Below are 19,280 nucleotides of genomic sequence, written 5' to 3' on the forward strand. Positions count from 1 at the left end.
GGCGTGTGTCGCAGCCAGGGCACCGCATGAATGGAGAGAGAAATGACCCCGAGTGAGGATTTCGCCGTCACCGATCGTGGCGGGATCGTCGAGAACCGTCATCGCGTCCACGCGGCTGTCGTCGATGCAAAAGGCAGGCTGCTTTACGCACTTGGAAATCCGGCACGCCTGACGCTTGCCCGGTCCGCCGCCAAGCCGGCCCAGGCGCTTGCCATCCTGGAGGCGGAAGGTGTCGCGCGTTTCGGATTCGATGATGCGGATATTGCGCTGATGTGCGCTTCCCACAGCAGCGAAGAGCGGCATATCGCGCGCACGCGAACCATGCTGTCGAAGATCAAGGCCGAGGAGGGCGACCTTCGCTGCGGCGGTCATCCTTCGCTGTCCGACACGGTGAACCGCTCCTGGATCAAGCAGGACTTTGTCCCGACAGCCGTCTGCAGCAATTGCTCGGGCAAGCACGTCGGCATGCTTGCCGGCGCCCGGGCGATCGGGGCAGGCATGGACGGCTACCACCTGCCGGATCATCCGATGCAGGGGAGGGTCAGGCGCACCGTCGCCGAACTGTGCGATCTGGACGTCCAGGACGTCGAATGGGGGATCGACGGATGCAATCTTCCGACCCCCGCTTTTCCCTTGGATCGTCTGGCGCAGATCTATGCCAAGCTTGCCACGGCAGCGGATGGGGACGAGGGCCCCGCGACGCGCGGCGCTGCACTGGCGCGCATCTTCCAGGCAATGGCGCGCCATCCTGAAATGATCGCGGGCGAGGGTCGCTACTGTACCGTGCTCATGCGCGCCTTCAACGGCACCGTCATCGGCAAACTCGGAGCCGATGCCAGCTACGCGATCGGTGTACGGACCTCGGATGAAACCAGGCGACTGGGGACGGACGGTGCACTCGGCGTCTCGATCAAGGTCGAGGATGGCAACATCGAAATCCTTTACGCCGTCGTGACGGAGATCCTCGAGCGGCTCGAAATCGGCTCGCCGGAAATCAGAAGTCCGCTCGCGCCGTTCCATCATCCACAGCGCATCAACACGATGGGTGTTACGACAGGTGGCGTGTCTTTTCCATTCAAGCTGCGCGGATCGAAGGCGGACGGTGACGATCCTCGCCTTGCCGCCCTGGCCCGATAACGCCTCGGGACTCGGTTATCCCGCCGCGTTTCCACCCATCCTCTTTTTCCAGTCTGCCGCCGCAATGCATGCCCGGCGCCTCTCTTGAAAGTTCCCGCCATGACGACATCCGATATGACGACAATCCGCGTTGAGCATGACCTGATCGGCGATCGCGACGTGCCGGCCTCCGCCTATTACGGCGTGCATACGCTGCGTGCGGTCGAGAATTTCCCGATTACAGGCCAGACGCTGAAGGAATCGGCGGATCTGATCGCGTCGCTTGCGGCAATCAAGCAGGCGGCGGCTCATGCCAATGCAAGCCTCGGCCTCCTCGATCAGGAGCGGGCCGATGCCATTATCGCGGCCTGCATCGAAATCCGCGACGGGGCGCTGCACGACCAGTTCGTTGTCGATCTGATCCAGGGCGGGGCGGGAACCTCGACCAACATGAACGCCAACGAGGTGATCGCCAACCGGGCGCTGGAAATCCTGGGGCATCGCCGCGGCGAGTATCAGCACCTGCATCCGAACGAACACGTCAATCTCTCGCAATCCACCAACGACGTCTATCCGACGGCGCTGAAACTTGCCGGATGGATCGGCGTTCACCGCCTTGTCGATGCCATGGCGATCCTGCGCCGGGCGTTCGAGGCCAAGGCGATCGAGTTTGCCGACGTCCTCAAGATGGGCCGCACCCAGTTGCAGGATGCCGTGCCGATGACGCTGGGACAGGAATTCGGAACCTACGCGCTGATGCTGGCGGAGGACGAGGCGCGCCTCTTGGAAGCGGTCTCGTTGATCCGCGAGATCAATCTCGGCGCGACCGCGATCGGCACCGGCATTACCGCCCATCCTCATTATGCGGCGCTGGTGCGCGAGCGCCTGTCTGATATCGTCGGCGTCGATCTGGTGACGTCACCGGATCTGGTGGAGGCGACGCAGGATTGCGGCTCCTTCGTGCAGCTTTCGGGCGTTCTCAAGCGCGTGGCAGTCAAGCTTTCCAAGACCTGCAACGACCTGCGGCTTCTGTCCTCGGGGCCGCGCGCCGGGTTAAACGAGATCAATCTGCCGGCGCGCCAGGCCGGCTCCTCGATCATGCCCGGCAAGGTGAACCCTGTTATCCCTGAGGTCGTCAACCAAGTCGCCTTCGAAGTGATCGGCAATGACGTGACGATCACCATGGCCGCGGAGGCCGGCCAGCTCCAGCTGAACGCCTTCGAGCCGGTGATCTTCTACAGCCTCTATCGCAGCCTGAGCCACCTGACCAATGCCTGCCTGACGCTTGAGGCGAATTGCATTTGCGGCATCACCGCCAACCGCGACCGGTTGCGGCAGACGGTCGAGCAATCGATCGGCATCGTCACGGCGCTCAACCCCTATATCGGCTACCGCAACGCCACGGAGGTTGCCCTGGAAGCGCATCATTCGGGCCGAGGAGTCTATGAAATCCTTCTCGAACGCGGGCTGATGCAGAAGGAGCATCTCGATGCGGTCCTGCGCCCGGAAACGCTGACTCGGCCGAGCGAGAAGCTTTCCTTCTCGTAAGCATGCGGCTTATTTTGCCCTGCTTCCGCAATCTGCTCTACAGCGCAGCGGCACATAAAGTCTGGTCGCTTGCCTGTATTCCTGAAACAGCCGTCTTTGATTTCCTCGCCAGCGGGAAGTCAGGCGGCCGTTGTCATTTCTTCGTATCTTCCGGCGGCAGCGGGATCGCCGAGCAATGTCACCGGCAGAAGCGGTCGAAGAAAAGATCATACTTGAAGCCGTGCATCGGCACACAGAAAGGAAAAATCGATGGCGACAGTCAAACTGCTGTCGGACCAAGAGGCCGCAGCCATTCCGGCCGTTCAAGCCGTGTTCGACGACATCAGGGCAACACGCAAGACCGACTTCGTCAACAACTTCTGGCGCGCTCTTGCAAACGATCCGGCAAATCTCAAGCGGGTATGGGAGACGCTTAAATCGGTGATGACGATCGAAGGCGCGCTCGATCCGTTGACGCGGGAGATGATCTACATCGTGGTGTCGACGGCCAATGCCTGCCAGTATTGCATTCAATCCCATACCGCGGCCGCCCGTGCGCGCGGGATGACCGATGCCCAACATGGCGAACTCCTGACGATCATCGGGCTTGCCGCGCAGACAAATCATCTCGCTCTCGCCATGCAGGTTCCGCCCGATCCGGAATTCGAGGTGCGGTAAGAAACGACGTCTCGGATCAAGCGCATACAACCAGTGCCGTCCGCAATCTCCCACATCATCAAAAGCGGGGAGTGTGACGTTCCAACTTTGCGTAACTTCGCAGCTACGGCATCGACGTACAGAACCTGCCCTTTGAGCGCTTTCAGCACGATGCGATTACTCCCCGCTGAAAACGCTCACATGTGCCTTTGACAGAATAACAAGCTTGTCCGGTCTGACGTTGAGATAGTTGCGTCGCGTGCCGCAGACGGCTCCTCCGTCAGCAAAAATTTCTAAGATGCCCTTGTCGTGGATGACTCTCAGATCCGTCGCATCGGCAATGGCCGCGGCGTAACGGATCGATCCGTCGTCTTGCGGCAGCTGCACGGAGACATTTTGATCTTCCACCACGATGGAAAATGACGATTGTCCGGCTTCGGTCGCGGTGATCCTTGTTCCGTCGAGCATCCCGTTCAACCGGATATCGGTCGACGCTCCGTCCAGAACATATCTGCCGGGCTCTGCGCAAGACAGAGGCGCATGAGTGAGGGCATCGTCCACTTCGTCAGCGGGTCTCATACATATCCTCTTGCGCGGATCCAGCGACAGCTGGCGGGGTAGGGACAATTCGCCCGAATACGGCGATCCGGCAGGCTTGCGGAACTCCCAATTGAAGAGCCACGCAAAGGCAATCTGCCTGCCACCCGTCGCGAAGCTCTGCATCGCATAAAAGTCGCTGCCGAAATCGAGGAGTTGCAGGGCATCGGAGTCCGGAAGGAAGCGATCATCGACGAAGCCGCCGACGAGCCCATAGAGCAGGTTGTGTCGCCCGCTGTCAGGATCACGGTGTCCGACAAATCCCATGATCAGCACCCATTTGCCGTCGACGGGAAAAAAGTCGGGGCATTCAACTGCCCTGGCGCCCTGCTCGCGGAAGAAGGGCGGTGCACGGTACAGCGGTCCCAGATATTTCCACTCAAGCAGATCCTCGGAACCGTAAAGCAAGACTGCCGGGTCGCCATGAATAGAAGCGCCAAGCACCATGCGATAAGCGCTGGAGGTTTCATCCCACCACACCTTTGGATCGCGGAAATCGTGCTCAACGCCTTCGGGGCGCCGCTCGAGCACGGTCAAGATGCTTTCCGCCTTGATCATCCGCCGGTCCGGCCGGGCGATCTTTTGTATTTCCCGATAGCCTTTGAAAAGGTCATAGGCGGGCAGGCGTTCCGTATAGAAGAACATCATGCTGCCATCCCTGTCCTGAAATGCATTGCCGGAGAATGCGCCTCCGGTTGCACCGAGACGCCATAGGTTCTGCTCCGGATGGAGAAAAACCGGCATGTGTGTCCAGGTGAACAGGTCAGGGCTGGTAGCATGTCCCCAGTGCATTGGCCCCCAGTCGCCGCCGCATGGATGGAATTGATAAAACAGGTGCCAGCAATCGCCGATCCTGCAGAGACCCACGGGATCGTTCATCCAGTTGCGACAAGGAGAAAAATGAATTCGAGGCCGCTCAGGATCGCTTCGCAGCCATGTGTCAATTTCCTTTCCTGCGCGAATAAGAATTTCATCCGTGCTGAATTCCCATAGCTTTATGCCGGCCTCCGCAACGGTTGCCGGATCGTAGGAGTAGGCCCAAAAGAATGCTTCCGGCCGGTCCCACTCAACGACGACGCTGCCGGCCTCGCGGTGGTGATAGGAATAGTATGATGGATGAGTGTCTAAAGCGGGCACATGCCAGAGGGTCTCGCCATCGTGTGAAATGGTGACAGCCCCAGGGCCAGACGCCCAGAATTCCAAACGCTCGCCCGAAGCAAAAGAGACAGTCATTTTCGCCATTTGGAGACGCAATCTGAGTAAAGAACGGCCGGTCCGAAGACTGGCCCAGGTTATTCTCGGGAAGAGGACTGCGGTCCCACGACCAGCGGGAAAGGCTTGGCGGCTACGGGTTCTATTGCCCAGGAACCGGAGTGCCCCTAAATGCATTTACCGTTCTGTCCATCACAACTTGTTCGTCATTTCCAGAGTCCAGGACTGTATTCCGTACGGACTCCTTTTGCACCAGCACTGCCGTTACATCGAGCAGTGTCGAATTCTCGGTTGAAAGCAAGGCGCTCACTTGTGTGGAAAAACAGGCACTGTTTGGCGCATCGATCTTGTCCTTTTGAGTTGCTTCGGTTGTGGCCACAATGTGGTTGTTGGCTATGTAGTTCCCGTTGCCGGAAACAACATTAATTATCACAGGCCTTACTGCTGGAGGCCTGATGTGTTGGGTATCTATTGTTTCCGAAATATGGTTCGCGATCAGCGAATTGTTGCTGCCGCCAATCTGCAAAAGTCCGAACAGATCATCCAGGCCATTATCGTACTTCTGCATCGGCGCCCATGGCTCGCGATCTCGCAGAAAGTGATTTGAGGAGACCAAATTCTCGCAGCAGTTGGCAGCAAAAACCAACATCCCGGGATAAAAGGAATGAAACCTATTTCCTGTAACCGAGGAACGCACCACGCCGGAGAAATGGACACTGCTCGCTCCTCGAGGAAATACGTTGTTTGAGGATACCAGAATGCCCGCGTAATTCTCAGCGTAAATGGAGTGCCCCCTATATCCGGCGCCGACAAAATTATTTGCTATTCTTGATGCCTGCCCCATACCTTTCAGCTCGATACAGTTGCCGCACTCTGCAATGAAATTGTTGTCTATCGCGAGCGCATCGGCATCATGAACAGTAACTCCATGCTCCAGGTAGATAAGGCCCATCCCGGTTATTCGGAATGAGTCATTGGCGCTGCCTACGTAGATTCCCGTCTTGCCGTTCCTGTATGTGTTTTCTGCGTCGTTTTGCCCCGAACTATCATCGATGAAGTGCAGGCCATCGATGCAAAAGTCAGCAAACTCCACTGAACTGAGACGCGGATTTCCGCTGCGCTTGACATGAAAGGCGGCACCAGCAGCCTCACCGTCTGCGGCCTCTGGAGACGTGTCCACAAGGATGCGACTTCCGCCCGGCCACACTTCGTGCCAGTGGGCCAACTCGCTTGCGGGTGTGTTGAAACGGATGCTCGACGACGTAAAACCGTGCCCAGAGCCGACGATTTTCAGATAGCTCACGTCTATAACGACTTGAGTGACAAGACGATAATCGCCTGGCGGTATATAGATAACCGATCCAGGTTTTCCGCCGTCATTTACATCGGCAACCGCTTGCCTGTTTTTGATATCCGCAATGATGCTATTGATGACCGCGCCAATATCCTCACGAGGATTGCCGGCTGGATACTTGGTAACGTCGTAACAATTTTCGCCAACCATTGTAATGTCTCCTCGGACAGCGAGAGTTATCTTGTTTTCTTTTGGCTATGCCATCACCAGATGCTGATGCGGGTGTCCGGGTCAAAGAAGTGAAGTTCTTCAGCATCGACAGCGATGCGCGCGATATCACCTGCACGCACTGTGCTCTTTGGGGAAAAACGGGCTACAGCAGCTTTTTCGTCGCCGATGTCGGCGATGGCGTCCGGGTCGCCGGCTTCCACCCAAGGTGCGTCGATATTCAGATGCACCATGGATTCAGAACCGAGCGCCTCAACAAGAGTGACCGGGGCCGAGATCTCGGCCGAAGAAGGCCGGATTGCAGCGTCGTTCATGTGCTCGGGCCGGATACCGAGAAGGATTTCACGGTTGGACGCGCCGTTGAGCGAGGGACGGCATTCAAAAACCCGGTCAGGAATTTCGAAACTGTTGCTGCCCAGGGTCACCGTCCTTCCATTCAGAACGGCCTCGTACAAGTTCATCGAGGGCGATCCGATAAAGGCCGCAACAAAGACGTTTTCAGGGCGACTGTACAGGTTTTGCGGTGTATCGACTTGCTGCAGCACACCGCCTTTCATGACAGCGACACGGTCACCCATCGTCATTGCCTCGACCTGATCGTGAGTGACGTAGATCGTGGTGACGTTAAGTTTTCTCTGAAGGCTGGCAATCTCGGCGCGCATCTGCACACGCAGTTTTGCATCGAGATTGGACAGCGGTTCATCCATCAGGAAGGCGGACGGCTGGCGGACGATCGCCCGACCCATGGCGACGCGCTGCCGCTGGCCGCCCGAGAGCAGCGCCGGTTTGCGGTCGAGCAGAGCCGTCAGTTCTAGGATGCGCGCGGCCTCATCCACGCGGCCGGCAATGTCGGATTTTGGCAGCCCCGCCATCAGCAGTGGAAAGGCGATGTTTTCGCGCACGGTCTTGTGCGGGTACAGCGCGTACGACTGAAAGACCATGGCAATGTCGCGGTCCTTGGGATCGACCTCGTTGACGACCCTGTCCCCAATTCTGAGTTCGCCGCTTGAAATGCTCTCAAGGCCGGCGATCATGCGAAGCGCCGTCGATTTCCCACATCCCGAGGGACCGACAAACACCATGAACTCACCATCCCTGATGTTGAAATTCAGGTCGTGCAGCGCATGAAAGCTGTTGCCGTAGATCTTGTTGACGTTGCGTAGTTCTATATCGGACATGTCGCCTCCCTCATCCTTTTACAGCGCCGAAAGTCAGGCCGCCGACGATCTGCTTTTGAAGTGCGAGTGTTATGATGATGACGGGCAGTGAATAGAGCACGGCCGCCGCCGTCATCGCTCCCCAGGCCAGGCCATAGACTGAGTTGTATTCAGCAATGACGATCGGTGCGGTTTTGGTCGCCTCTGACGTCAGCAGTAGTGCGTAGAGGAATTCGTTCCAGCTCGTGATGAAGGTAAAGAGCGCGGTGACCGCGATTCCGCCCGTCATGATCGGAAGAATGACCTTCAGAAAGGCCTGGAATCGGGTGCAGCCGTCCATGCGCGCCGCCTCTTCCAGATCCTTCGGCACGCCTTCGAAGAAGGCTGCCATGAGAAGAAGCGCAAGAGGTACCGCGGCCGATGTATGGGCGAGCACCAGACCGGGAACGGTATCCAGTAGACCGAGCGACTTCAGAAGCTGGAACAATGGCACGCCGAGCGACACCGAGGGCACCATGCGCGTGACCAGTGCGAAAAGCAGGAACAGGGTGGTGATCCGGCGCCGGTATTGGGTCGCGACATAAGCGGCCGGAACCGCCACGGCGAGGGAAAGGATGGTTGTCAGCACCGCCACCGTCAGCGAGCTTGCGAAGGCCCGCGGCAGGGTCGATGATTGCAGGACGTCGCGAAAATTCTCGAAAGAGATGACGGCGGGAAAGAAGCTCGGCGGAATCTGCTGGACATCCGCCGCCGGCTTGATCGACGTCATGAGCAGATAGACGTAAGGCAGCGCATAGGACAGGACGAGGACGAGTGCAGCGGCATTGATCAGGATACCGTTGAGATTGAGGCGCCGCGCACTAAGCATGGACCGGCCTCCATATCTTCCAATAGGCAGCGGCGGCCAGAAGGATCATGACGATCAGAAACAGCGTGCCTGAGGCCGACGCCTCGCCGAGATCGCCGAAGCGCACCATGCGCTGATAGATGTTCATCGAAAACACTTCGGAGGCGTGGTTGGGGCCACCTTGCGTCTGGATCCAGATGAGGTCAAAGGTCTTGGCTGCATCCACCCCACGCACGATGACGACAACGGCGATAACCGGGCGCATCAGCGGCAGCGTGACATGCCAGAAGCGCTTGAACGCGTTCGCGCCGTCGATCCTCGCCGCCTCGAGCAGGTCTTTGGGAATGTTTGTCAATCCGGCATAGGAGACGAGGGCGACAAAGGACGTCGTCAACCAGATATCGGCGAAAGAGACGGAATAGATGGCGATATCTTCGTCGGACAACCAGGCAATCGCATCGGGATCGCTGATGACGCCCAGATGGACGAGCCCGTAGTTCAAGATGCCGATGTTCCCGACCAGGAGAAAGCGCCACAAGAGGCCGGCGACAATGGGCGGCACCATCAATGGCAGCGTGAAGATCGTGCGGTGCCAGCGCGACTGACCGGGGAGCGCCGTGAACAGCAGAGCGGCGCAGAAGCCGAACGTAAATTCGAAGAACAGCGCAAAGGTCGAATACCGGATTGTTCTGAATGCGCTTTCCGCGACCCGCTTCGAGGTTAGCGCGTCGATATAGTTCTTGAGCCCGATCCACTCTCGTATGTGGGGAGTAATGGTATCGACCTTAAAAAAGGAATCGAACACCAAAAGCCCTACCGGGTATGCGACCAGCAAGCCAAGGATGGCGAGCGCTGGCGCAAGCATGCACAGCACGAATCGATCTTCACCCGACATGGCGCTCTCCGAAAGCTGATGATGCGAGGAGGACCATCCGTCCTCCTCGACGCTGAGGGATTAGTCGAGGATGTCTTCAATCGTTTCCTTGGCGTCCGTCAGGACCTTTCCGACATCCGCTTTGCACGTCAGCGCCTGCTGCACGGCGGGAAGAACCGCTTCGTCGACAATTTCCTGATATTTTTCGTTCATCGGACGGCCTTGCGTAGCAGGAGCATGCAACGTCTCAAGCAGCGGCGTGAAATGCTCATAACCGGGCTTGCTGGCATATCTGTTATAGGCCGAGTTCGTCGCAGCCAATCCAAGCGGCGCTTCGATACCCAAGGCGTTGTTGGCAATCGCGAAGGCTATGAACTTCTTGGCCGCGTCCTTGTGCTGGGAGGTCGACGGAACGACATTGTACCAAGGACCCGGAATTGCCGCGATTCCTGCATCGCCGGCCAGCATCGGGACGACGCCGACCTTTCCGCTGACCTTGGAATCGGTGGGCGTCATCTTGTAGGCGTGCGCCCAGAATTTCATCATCGCCGTCTTGCCTTGATAAAACAGGTTCTGAGCTTCGCCCCAGCCGATCTCATTGACGTTCTCGGGCACAGAATGATCGATGCAGTGCGGTGCGATGTAGAATTCGAGCGCCTTCCTATGCGCTTCGTTGTCGATGATCACCTTCCCATCTTTGTCGAGGATCACACCTGGCGAGCCCGCCTGAAGTACATGCGCCATCCATTCTTCGGAGAAGCTGCCGATGGTGTCGGTGCCCCAAAAGTCGGTCTTGCCGTCACCGTCTGTGTCTCGGGTGAAGAATTTTGCGATGTCGCGCCACTGCTGCCAAGTCTGCGGCGGGGCGAGGGGATAATTATATTTTTCCTGGAACGCTTTCTGTTCCTCCGGTTTGTCGAAGAGGTCCTTGCGATAGAAAACAATTTCGGCATTGGCCCAGGCAGGCATGCCGATCAGTTTGTCACCGACCTTCGCGTCGGCAAGCAAAGCAGGCGGCAGGTCCTTACGAACCGTATCGGTGAAAAGCGGCGCGAGGTCTTCGACGTGGCTTGCGAATTTCGCGTTCCACACGACGTCGATCGTTACCACATCGAACGCCGATGAACCGGAGGCGATTTCGGCCGAAAACTTGTCAAAGACGCCCTGATATGGAACGACGGTGAAGTTCACCTTGATGCCGGTCTCGGCGGTGAACTTCTCCGCGGCCGCCTTCTGCAGCATTTCGCCGCCACCTTCCACGAGGATATTGATGGTCTCGGCCTTAGCGGAGGCCGCAATGCAAACGAGCGCGAGCGCGCTGGCGCCAAGCAATTTCTTCATGAGTTCCTCCCTCATTGCGCCGGAAGCATTTGCCTCAGGCTGTTGCATTGTTGGGACCATAAGCGCGCTATGACGACGTTGTCAACGGCAATGTCGACGTTGTCAGAAAAATATGTCGACGTTGTCATGCGTCTGGTTTACAACAGACCCGCACGAGGAGAATTGGCGGACATGGTGAGCATCGTCAGCGTCGCGAAAGCGGCCGGGGTTTCAAATAAAACAGTCTCTCGTGTCATCAATGGCGAGCCCTACGTGACTGAGGAAACTCGGGAGAGAGTAGAAAAGGCTATTCGCGACCTCGGCTATGTCCCGAATATGGCGGCGCGCCTCATACGATCCAACCGCTCCAACACCTTTGGGATTATCACTGATTATGTTTCTACGACGCCCTATTCCGTCGATATTGTCCGCGGAATTCAGGATTGGGCCAATGCGAATGGGAAAACCATCCTGATAGCCAACACCGGTGGTTCTTCCGAGCGAGAGGTGGAAATCTGGAAAATGTTCCAATCCCATCGCATTGATGGAGTCTTGTATGTCACCATGTACCGTCGCATTGTGGATCCGGAGACCGGCGATGTCAGCATTCCGACAGTGATGATAAATTGTCGGCCGCAAACAAGTGAGCTCCTGCCATCTATCGAACCCGATGATTATCAGGGGGCGCGAGATCTTACCCGTTATCTCCTTGACCGGGGGCATCGCAGAATCGGTTACATCCGGCTCAATCCAATCCTCTTGGGAGCCGAACTGCGCCTGGATGCATTTCGCCGAACAACAAGCGAGTTCGGTCTCACGGAGAACGACCTCTCTATCAGCCTTGGTATGGATGGGCCTGTTGGGGCAGAAAACAACTACGTCTTTGCGGCAGCGACCGAAATGCTCAAACAAGACGACCGTCCGACCGCGATCATGAGCGGCAACGACGAAATGGCAATTCAAATTTACATTGCCGCCATGGCATTGGGATTGCGTATTCCACAAGATGTCAGCATCGTCGGCTTTGACGATTTTCGAACAGTCACTATGGCGCTGAAGCCGGAACTGACCACGGCGGCCTTGCCATACTACGATCTCGGCCGAGAGGGTGCGAAGTGGCTGAACGATTTGATAGGGGCCGAGAAGATTTATCCGGGCCGTCGGGTTATCTCTTGCAAGCTGGTTGAACGTAGCTCTGTCGCCTGTGGCCCTCGTTAGGTGTCGAGAAGCTCAACTGCCTGACTCGAATGATCACGTCTGGTTTGAGCGTTGCCATAGCTGAACTGGAGTGAATCTGTGCACGTCGGAAGATCGTCAGCTCGCCCTCCTTATTCCCAACGTCGGCATTGACCAGCACGTCGAGAGGCGAGACTGTCGCATCTAACTGGCCAACTGTCGCATTACTAAATAGCTCCTACAGTTAATGTGGCGGCAAGGTTGAAATGTCCGCCGGCCTGCAAAGTCGAAATGTCCGCCTGGTCGCCGCACGGCGCAACGACCAGTCCCGATCTGAGCGGCTGAGACCGGTTGCAAGATCAGATCGGGGCGGGTGATAAGAACACCTCTTCGGCTTTAGATCCCATGAGGAGTGAACAGCGGCCGCCGCTCTGGCAGAGTGAGGTTGCATCAAAACACTCGCTCAGGAGGAGAAGTTTATGAAACCTGCATCCATTCATCCGACCGCTGTCCGCACTGATCTTGGCGCAATTTTTGTGTCATTGGAACTGAGCCGATCGACCTGGTTGATCACTTCGTTGTCGCCGGGCAGTGGCGAGAAGATGTCGAAGCATGTAGTGGCCGGTGGCAATGTGGCCGAGCTGCTGGATCGGTTTGAGCAGCTACAACAGAAGGCGCGGTTGAGAACAGGGAAGTTATTTCCCATCGTGACGATCCAAGAGGCCGGATTGGACGGCTTCTGGATACACCGCGTGCTGGAGGCTCGCGGCATCGAAAGTTACGTTGTCGACGCAGCTTCGATCGCGACCTCCCGTCGACGTCGGCGTGCGAAGACCGACAAGATTGATGGAGAGGCTCTGACGCGCACATTGCTCGCGTTCAAGCGCGGCGAGCCACGCGTATGTGCGATGGTCAGAGCGCCAGATCCGAAGGACGAAGATCGGCGTCGGATTTGCCGGGAACGCAAAGTTTTGATTGCTGAACGGGTCAGGCATGTCAATCGAGTGAAGGGGCTGCTCTTCGCTCAAGGCGTCAGCGGCTATCAACCGCTCCGTAAGGATCGCCGTAAGCGCCTGGAGGAGCTCCAGACGGGAGATGGGCGCGAGTTGCCGAAACACCTAAAGGCTCAAATCAATCGCGAACTCGACCGTCTCGAGTTGCTGCTTGAACAGATTGCTACAGTGGAAAGCGAGCGTAATTCTCTCCTATCGACGTATGAGCAGCCAGCGGTTGAGGCAACCTCGCCCGCAGCGATGCTGCTGTCCTTAAAGGGTGTCGGCGCTGAATTTGCCGCCGTTCTTTGGACCGAAGCACTGTCCCGGCATTTTGATAATCGGCGGCAGATTGCCGCCTATGCAGGTTTGACACCGACCCCATGGATGAGCGGGACGATTGACCACGAACAGGGTGTCTCAAAAGCAGGGAATCCTCGGCTGCGCACCACGATGATTCAACTGTCGTGGCTTTGGCTACGCAATCAGCCAGCGTCAGCGCTCAGTCGTTGGTTTGTGGATCGGGTTCAGTTGAACGGGGGACGTTTAAAGAAAGCCGCGATAGTTGCCCTTGCGCGCAAGCTCCTTATCGCGCTGTGGAAGTTTGTTACTGCGGGTGTTGTTATCGAAGGGGCTGTCATGAAGACCGCCTGACGACCAAGAAATGACCGAACACACAAATCTTCCAGGACTGATCACTCCTGGCGGATCCAGGTGAGCGAACCGCCTCAAAGTCGGGCTTCAAATGCCGCGCTTTAGATTGGTCCCGTTCTCCTGAGCCTTGCCGCTACGCAAGCGGGATAATGGTGCAGCCGGACAAAACGGCGACCGTATGTGAGTTTGAACCGGTGACGGAAACGTGCCGCGTCAAGCAAGGTGGCTCAGACCATGGGTTCGATATGAAATCGAAGGGGCACGCTATGAAGCCATGATTGATCTTGACGCCAAAATCCTCATGTGAGCTTTGAGGCTATTCAAACGATCACTCATTCCGCGGCAGGTCTCGACAGCGCTTTCTCTCGCCGGGCAATCACCGCCGGATCGTTCATGTAATCTGTCCTCGGCTTGCGGCCACGCTTCTGATAGCCGTTTTTGTCACTATTGGTTTTGACGACCGGCGGCACATGCTGGTCCTGGCGCTCCTTGACGTAAGCCAGAATATCCCCGAGCCGTTTGTTCTCGGTAATTGCCGTATGCGTCACCCGCTGGTCCTTGTCGAACACTTTGTAGGGCAGGGAATAACCCTTCCAGCGCACATCGAGGCGACCATCTGCATAGGCATAGGTCTCGACATAATGGCCAACCAGACCACGCGTCACCTCGGTCTCCGCCAGCATGATCCGCTTGCGTTCAAACGAAAATGTTAGCTGTGTTCCGACGTAACGCTGCTCGCGCTTGCACAGGATCTCCGTCAATCGATCCGGCGCCAGATTCAGCGGTCGGTGCAAATCATCTGAACGGGCAGGGGCGATCGAAAATCGAGCATTATACCGGCTCATGAAACTCGCCAGAAGCGCGTTGCCGGCTTCCATGCTGTCGATCCCGGCAAGTCGCAGTGCCTTGACCAGGCGATCCTGCAATGTCCGGTTCATCCGTTCGACGCGGCCCTTAGCCTGACTTGAATTTGCGCAAAGAATCTCGATATTTAGCTCACAGAGTGCACGCCCGAACTGCGTCATGGCCTGACCACCTCTGGCATCCTTCTTTGCCACCCGGAACACCGAATGCTTGTCTGAATAGAATGCTATCGGCGCGCCATGTTCACGTAAATACAGCCCTAGCGCTTCAAAATACGAGAACGCACTTTCCGACCGTACGAACCGCAATTGCATCAACTTGCCTGTCGCATCGTCGATGAACACCAATAACGAACAGGGATCGCCTCGGTCTTCGAACCAGCGATGGTCAGAGCCATCAATCTGCACCAGCTCGCCATAGGCCTCGCGTCGTAGCCGCGGTTGATGAAACGTCCGACGTTGCTTGCGCGACAACCAGATGCCGGCATCGATCATCCAGTGCCTCAGCGTCTCGCGCGACACACACAATCCATCCCGCTCAGCCAACATCTCTGAAGCCAGGGTCGGACCGAAGTCCGCATAGTGTTCGCGAACCAGCGTCACTGCATAATCCCGAACGCCGTCGCCGATCCGATTGTTCGATGGACGGCCAATCGCCTTGTGCCGGATCGATGCCGCACCACCAACGCTCATCCGCATCAACAGACGCCGGACCTGGCGCGTGCTCACGTCGAGCACATGTGCCGCCGACACCATCGTCATACGGCCAGCCGCTACCTTCGACAAAACTTCGATCCGCTGCAGGTCGCGCTCGCTCATCGCTATCAATCCCATCTGATCGTCTCCGCGTTATCAAGCGCGGGGAGCGTGACATTCTAACTTTGCTAAAGTAGGACATTCTAACTTTGCGGCTACAGTTAAATGTGGCGTAATCTGTCTTATGGAACCTGCCGAGGGAGACCTAGAACGATCGCCCGGCGCGAGGGCAACATGTGGCGGAGATTGCCAGTAGGGTTGCCGTAAGCACAGCGACAAGGTTAGGCCACCTCTACCGTGCATCAGCCTTGTTTGGCGTGCTGGCGACCGCCGAAGACAGGTGCGCTTGTCCTTGGCATCCGTCATCATCTCGACAAAGCCATTACGGGCAAGAGGACGCACCGCATAGGTCAGAGCAGCCGACGCCACGCTGAGAAGCGACGTGAAGACTTAAAGCGCGGGTCGCTCGGCGAATGCTGTCATTGGTACGGGTGGACGATATTGGCGGCTCCGGCAAATATAAGGCGCATTCGAATCCCACGAGCGTAGCAACCAGTGCGGTAGGGCGATGCGGAAATTATTTTCCGGTCGCCTCCTTCTGACTCTTGAATATATATCATTATATAATATGTTATTTTATATATTGATTTATTGGAGGCGTTCATGGCTCTAACCGCAATTTCTTTAAAACTGTCGGTTTCTCCCCAGCCGAGCATCGAGGACATAGGTTCCCTGCGCGACCGAGGGTTTACGGCGCTCGTCAACAACCGGCCGAACGGGGATGAACCAGGCCAACCTGGGTCCGACGCCGAGCGGGATGAGGCGCGCCGTCACGGCATGTCCTATGCCTATATCCCGGTGACGCTGGACAAGATAACCGAAGCGGATGTACGCGCTTTTCAGTGGGCGCTCGACGAAGCGCCAGGGCCTGTCTTTGCCCATTGCAAATCAGGTACGCGTTCGCTGAACCTCTATCTGATCGGCGAGGTTCTCGATGGTCGACTTTCGGCCGACCAGGTCATCGAGTTTGGCAGAAGCCGTGGCTTCGATACCAGGACTGCCGCGCACTGGATTGAGAAGCAGGCCGCGCGCCGACCGCAGGTGAGGGGTTTTTTCGACCGGCGCACATGGAGCGTCCAATACGTGGTGTCTGATCCGACGACCCGCAAATGCGCGATTATCGATCCCGTTCTCGATTTCGATGAGAAGTCCGGGGCGACGGCAACCGGCAGCGCCGATGCCATCCTGGCGTATATCGTCGAGAATGAGCTAGTGGTTGAGTGGATTCTCGATACGCACCCGCATGCCGATCACCTCTCTGCAGCCGATTATCTCAAGAAGAAGACCGGTGCCAGAACTGCGATCGGTGAGCATGTCGTGGATGTCCAGGCCCTGTGGAAGGGCATCTACAACTGGCCGGAGCTTGCCGTCGATGGCTCGCAATGGGACCGGCTTTTGCACACGGCGAAAGCTTCGAACTTGGCTCGATCAATGCGAAGGTGCTGTTCTCACCCGGGCATACGCTGGCCTCGATTACTTACCTTATCGGCGACGCGGCGTTCGTGCACGACACGCTGTTCATGCCGGATAGCGGCACGGCCCGCGCCGACTTCCCCGGCGGCGATGCCCGCCTGCTTTGGAAGTCGATTGAAGAAATCCTGGCGCTGCCGGACGAGACCCGCGTCTTCACCGGCCACGACTATCAACCAGGCGGCCGCGCGCCGCGATGGGAAAGCACGGTGGCCGAGCAGAAGAAATCCAACCCTCATGTTGCTGGCATGACGGAGGACGCCTTCGTGGCGCTGCGCACCAAACGCGACACGACATTGCCGATGCCGAAGCTCATCCTGCATGCGCTGCAGGTGAATATCCGCGCCGGCCGCCTGCCGGAACCCGAAGCCAACGGCGCGCGCTACCTGAAGTTTCCGCTCAATGCGCTTGAAGGAGTGGCCTGGGAATGACGCAGGTTAAAAAATCCATGCCGAAGGAATGGCTCTCCCGCGCCGAAATGGCCGACCGGGCCGACGATGTGGCGAATCTTCTGAAAACCCTCGCACACCCGGCACGCTTGATGATCGTCTGCACACTGGTGGACAGCGAATTTTCCGTCGGCGAACTCGAGGAAAAGGTCGATGTCCACCAACCGCATCTGTCGCAGCATCTCACCGTGCTGCGCGGCTCGGGCATCGTCGAAACGCGGCGTGAGGGAAAGCAGATTTTCTACCGCTTGACGGAGGAGAAGGCGGCGCAGCTGGTCGACGCGCTCTACGATATCTTCTGTGTGAAGGACGGCAAATGAACACATATCTCCCTTCCCTCTTCGGCGGCATGCTGATCGGCGTCTCTGCTGTCATGCTTCTTCTTTTCAACGGCCGCATTGTGGGGATCAGTGGGATCGTTGGACGGCTCGCCCAGGGTGTTGGTGTTCAGACCAACCTGCCCTTCGTCTTCGGCTTGCTGCTCGGCCCGCTTCTCTATCTGCTTGTATTCGGGCGTTGGCCAACAGTTCAGATCACCGTCGGCTGGCCGCTTCTCATCGTCGCGGGCCTGCTTGTCGGTTTCGGCTCGCGCATGGGCTCGGGCTGCACGAGCGGGCACGGCATAATGGGTCTAGCTCGCCTGTCTCCACGCTCCTTCGTGGCCGTCGCCATTTTCTTGACCGCTGGCGTAGTGGCGGTCACGGTCCTTCGATGTCTCGGATTATGAACGGCAACATCTACAAAAGCGCGTCGGCGCTTGCCTCCGGCATTGTCTTCGGCTTCGGGCTGTCGCTGTCCGGCATGCTGAACCCGACGCGGGTCCAGGGCTTTCTGGACGTCTTTGGCGGCTGGGATCCAAGCCTCGCCTTCGTCCTTGGCGGAGCTGTCGTCGTCGCGTTCGCAGGCATGCAGATGGTGAAGCGGATGCATCGCCCAGCCTTCGATGGCCGTTTCCACATTCCGACCGGGCGGCGTATCGATGCTCCCCTCGTCGCCGGATCGGCGATCTTCGGCCTCGGCTGGGGTATCGGCGGCCTCTGCCCCGGCCCGGCCGTTGCATCCCTCCCGATCGGCTTTTCCTCGACCGCTGTGTTCGTGATCGCGATGCTGGCCGGAATGGCGCTTTATGACAGGGTGTGGAGCCGTCGATCGTGAGCAACTCTGTCCTCGCAGCAGTCAGTTCCGGCGGCCTGGTGGGCTTCATGCTCGGGCTGCTTGGTGGCGGCGGCTCCATTCTGGCGACACCCTTGCTCCTCTACGTTGTCGGCGTTGCTCAACCGCATATAGCGATCGGCACGGGGGCTCTGGCGGTGTCGGCAAATGCCTTCGCGAATTTCGTGAGCCATGCATACAAAGGACACGTCTGGTGGCGGTGCGCAATCGTGTTTTCCGTTTTCGGCGTCATTGGCGCCTTTGCCGGGTCGAGCCTTGGCAAGGCGATGGATGGGGGCCGTCTGATGTTCCTGTTCGGCCTTCTAATGATCGTAATCGGCCTTCTGATGTTGAAGCCGAAAAAAACGGTCGTGGAACGGTCTCGACCGGTCGACCTGAAGATGTGCCTCGCTACCGCCGCCGTAGCCCTTGCCACTGGCACAGCATCCGGTTTCTTCGGCATAGGCGGAGGATTTCTTATCGTGCCTGGTCTGATGATGGCGACAGGCATGCCGATGATCGATGCGATCGGAACCTCTCTGCTGGCAGTCGGCGTATTTGGACTGGCGACCGCTTTGAACTATGCCTTGTCAGGCTTCGTGGACTGGCGGCTGGCCGGCGAGTTCATCGGTGGCGGTATCATTGGCGGCGTGCTAGGCATGCTGGGGGCGACACGCCTGAGCGCTCGCCGGAATGTCCTCAACCGTGTCTTCGCTGCTCTGGTCTTCACAGTTGCGGGCTATATGATCTTTCAGCAGTCATGATCATTCGCTTGGATCGCGGCCGACGAGGCTCATCCGAATCTGGTTCGGCTTTGGCCCAGAGCTGAACCAGAGGGCGCGCCTGTGTGGAAGGCATGGCCTAGCCACGTGCAATGTC

The 19,280-nt window shown here is 57.8% G+C and carries 16 protein-coding genes and 1 pseudogene; 10 read left to right on the plus strand and 7 right to left on the minus strand.

The window, feature by feature from the left end; all coding sequences use genetic code 11:
- Positions 1–42 precede the first annotated feature (42 nt).
- From ACS4RS_RS23610 to ACS4RS_RS23620, 3 genes are all read left to right on the plus strand, one after another.
- Positions 43–1,137 (plus strand): asparaginase, encoded by a 1,095-nt coding sequence (locus ACS4RS_RS23610; protein WP_439013670.1) that lies wholly within the window; start codon positions 43–45, stop codon positions 1,135–1,137.
- Between the two features lie 99 nt (positions 1,138–1,236).
- Positions 1,237–2,664 (plus strand): aspartate ammonia-lyase, encoded by a 1,428-nt coding sequence (gene aspA / locus ACS4RS_RS23615; RefSeq protein WP_439013671.1) that lies wholly within the window; start codon positions 1,237–1,239, stop codon positions 2,662–2,664.
- A gap of 249 nt (positions 2,665–2,913) precedes the next feature.
- Positions 2,914–3,321, plus strand: coding sequence for a carboxymuconolactone decarboxylase family protein (locus ACS4RS_RS23620; RefSeq protein ID WP_439013303.1), 408 nt, complete (start codon positions 2,914–2,916; stop codon positions 3,319–3,321).
- 156 nt (positions 3,322–3,477) lie between these two features.
- On the opposite strand, the gene ACS4RS_RS23625 is transcribed toward ACS4RS_RS23620, so the two are convergent.
- The 6 genes from ACS4RS_RS23625 to ACS4RS_RS23650 all read right to left on the minus strand — a co-directional run bounded on the left by ACS4RS_RS23625 (position 3,478) and on the right by ACS4RS_RS23650 (position 10,850).
- Positions 3,478–5,139, minus strand: coding sequence for a glycoside hydrolase family 32 protein (locus ACS4RS_RS23625; RefSeq protein ID WP_439013304.1), 1,662 nt, complete (start codon positions 5,137–5,139; stop codon positions 3,478–3,480).
- A 112-nt stretch (positions 5,140–5,251) separates the two neighbouring features.
- Positions 5,252–6,613 carry a NosD domain-containing protein gene (locus tag ACS4RS_RS23630; protein ID WP_439013305.1) on the minus strand — a complete coding sequence of 454 codons (1,362 nt, stop codon included), beginning with the start codon at positions 6,611–6,613 and terminating at the stop codon, positions 5,252–5,254.
- A gap of 53 nt (positions 6,614–6,666) precedes the next feature.
- Positions 6,667–7,809 carry a sn-glycerol-3-phosphate ABC transporter ATP-binding protein UgpC gene (locus ACS4RS_RS23635; RefSeq protein ID WP_439013306.1) on the minus strand — a complete coding sequence of 381 codons (1,143 nt, stop codon included), beginning with the start codon at positions 7,807–7,809 and terminating at the stop codon, positions 6,667–6,669.
- Between the two features lie 10 nt (positions 7,810–7,819).
- On the minus strand, positions 7,820–8,656 hold the full coding sequence (locus tag ACS4RS_RS23640; RefSeq protein WP_439013307.1) for an ABC transporter permease subunit: 837 nt from the start codon (positions 8,654–8,656) through the stop codon (positions 7,820–7,822).
- On the minus strand, positions 8,649–9,530 hold the full coding sequence (locus tag ACS4RS_RS23645; RefSeq protein ID WP_449313997.1) for a carbohydrate ABC transporter permease: 882 nt from the start codon (positions 9,528–9,530) through the stop codon (positions 8,649–8,651). Before ACS4RS_RS23645 ends, ACS4RS_RS23640 begins: the two co-directional genes overlap by 8 nt.
- Before the next feature lie 60 nt (positions 9,531–9,590).
- A complete protein-coding gene (locus ACS4RS_RS23650) occupies positions 9,591–10,850 on the minus strand; it encodes an extracellular solute-binding protein (protein WP_439013308.1) in 1,260 nt (419 codons plus the stop codon).
- Between the two features lie 171 nt (positions 10,851–11,021).
- Here ACS4RS_RS23650 and ACS4RS_RS23655 point away from each other — a divergent pair, with 171 nt between their 5' ends.
- Positions 11,022–12,047 (plus strand): LacI family DNA-binding transcriptional regulator, encoded by a 1,026-nt coding sequence (locus ACS4RS_RS23655; protein WP_439013309.1) that lies wholly within the window; start codon positions 11,022–11,024, stop codon positions 12,045–12,047.
- 437 nt (positions 12,048–12,484) lie between these two features.
- Entirely contained in the window at positions 12,485–13,651 is a 1,167-nt protein-coding gene (locus ACS4RS_RS23660) for an IS110 family transposase (RefSeq protein ID WP_439009802.1), read from the plus strand.
- A 332-nt stretch (positions 13,652–13,983) separates the two neighbouring features.
- On the opposite strand, the gene ACS4RS_RS23665 is transcribed toward ACS4RS_RS23660, so the two are convergent.
- Complete coding sequence (locus ACS4RS_RS23665; protein WP_439009806.1) at positions 13,984–15,348, minus strand: ISNCY family transposase; 1,365 nt, start codon at positions 15,346–15,348, stop codon at positions 13,984–13,986.
- A 585-nt stretch (positions 15,349–15,933) separates the two neighbouring features.
- Between ACS4RS_RS23665 and blh the strand changes: the two are divergent.
- From blh to ACS4RS_RS23690, 5 genes and pseudogenes are all read left to right on the plus strand, one after another.
- A pseudogene (gene blh, locus ACS4RS_RS23670) lies at positions 15,934–17,231 on the plus strand (bifunctional sulfur transferase/dioxygenase Blh).
- The gene (bigR, locus tag ACS4RS_RS23675; RefSeq protein WP_439013674.1) at positions 17,222–17,569 is read left to right on the plus strand and encodes a sulfite-sensing transcriptional repressor BigR; all 348 of its coding nucleotides are present in this window, start codon (positions 17,222–17,224) and stop codon (positions 17,567–17,569) included. Before blh ends, bigR begins: the two are co-directional and overlap by 10 nt.
- Positions 17,566–17,976, plus strand: a complete 411-nt coding sequence (locus tag ACS4RS_RS23680; protein ID WP_439013311.1) for a YeeE/YedE family protein — start codon at positions 17,566–17,568, stop codon at positions 17,974–17,976. The genes bigR and ACS4RS_RS23680 overlap by 4 nt, the downstream gene beginning before the upstream one ends.
- Positions 17,973–18,404 carry a DUF6691 family protein gene (locus tag ACS4RS_RS23685; protein ID WP_439013675.1) on the plus strand — a complete coding sequence of 144 codons (432 nt, stop codon included), beginning with the start codon at positions 17,973–17,975 and terminating at the stop codon, positions 18,402–18,404. The genes ACS4RS_RS23680 and ACS4RS_RS23685 overlap by 4 nt, the downstream gene beginning before the upstream one ends.
- Positions 18,401–19,165 carry a TSUP family transporter gene (locus tag ACS4RS_RS23690; RefSeq protein ID WP_439013676.1) on the plus strand — a complete coding sequence of 255 codons (765 nt, stop codon included), beginning with the start codon at positions 18,401–18,403 and terminating at the stop codon, positions 19,163–19,165. Before ACS4RS_RS23685 ends, ACS4RS_RS23690 begins: the two co-directional genes overlap by 4 nt.
- The last annotated feature ends 115 nt before the right edge of the window (positions 19,166–19,280 follow it).

Source organism: Rhizobium sp. F40D2 (assembly GCF_051810745.2).
Taxonomy (GTDB): domain Bacteria; phylum Pseudomonadota; class Alphaproteobacteria; order Rhizobiales; family Rhizobiaceae; genus Rhizobium.

Excerpts from the sequence above, each read along its gene's own strand:
- ACS4RS_RS23610 (WP_439013670.1), top strand. The coding sequence starts at position 43 with ATGACCCCGAGTGAGGATTTCGCCGTCACCGATCGTGGCGGGATCGTC.
- aspA (WP_439013671.1), top strand. The coding sequence starts at position 1,237 with ATGACGACATCCGATATGACGACAATCCGCGTTGAGCATGACCTGATC.
- ACS4RS_RS23620 (WP_439013303.1), top strand. The coding sequence starts at position 2,914 with ATGGCGACAGTCAAACTGCTGTCGGACCAAGAGGCCGCAGCCATTCCG.
- ACS4RS_RS23625 (WP_439013304.1), bottom strand. The coding sequence starts at position 5,139 with ATGGCGAAAATGACTGTCTCTTTTGCTTCGGGCGAGCGTTTGGAATTC.
- ACS4RS_RS23630 (WP_439013305.1), bottom strand. The coding sequence starts at position 6,613 with ATGGTTGGCGAAAATTGTTACGACGTTACCAAGTATCCAGCCGGCAAT.
- ACS4RS_RS23635 (WP_439013306.1), bottom strand. The coding sequence starts at position 7,809 with ATGTCCGATATAGAACTACGCAACGTCAACAAGATCTACGGCAACAGC.
- ACS4RS_RS23640 (WP_439013307.1), bottom strand. The coding sequence starts at position 8,656 with ATGCTTAGTGCGCGGCGCCTCAATCTCAACGGTATCCTGATCAATGCC.
- ACS4RS_RS23645 (WP_449313997.1), bottom strand. The coding sequence starts at position 9,530 with ATGTCGGGTGAAGATCGATTCGTGCTGTGCATGCTTGCGCCAGCGCTC.
- ACS4RS_RS23650 (WP_439013308.1), bottom strand. The coding sequence starts at position 10,850 with ATGAAGAAATTGCTTGGCGCCAGCGCGCTCGCGCTCGTTTGCATTGCG.
- ACS4RS_RS23655 (WP_439013309.1), top strand. The coding sequence starts at position 11,022 with ATGGTGAGCATCGTCAGCGTCGCGAAAGCGGCCGGGGTTTCAAATAAA.
- ACS4RS_RS23660 (WP_439009802.1), top strand. The coding sequence starts at position 12,485 with ATGAAACCTGCATCCATTCATCCGACCGCTGTCCGCACTGATCTTGGC.
- ACS4RS_RS23665 (WP_439009806.1), bottom strand. The coding sequence starts at position 15,348 with ATGGGATTGATAGCGATGAGCGAGCGCGACCTGCAGCGGATCGAAGTT.
- ACS4RS_RS23680 (WP_439013311.1), top strand. The coding sequence starts at position 17,566 with ATGAACACATATCTCCCTTCCCTCTTCGGCGGCATGCTGATCGGCGTC.
- ACS4RS_RS23685 (WP_439013675.1), top strand. The coding sequence starts at position 17,973 with ATGAACGGCAACATCTACAAAAGCGCGTCGGCGCTTGCCTCCGGCATT.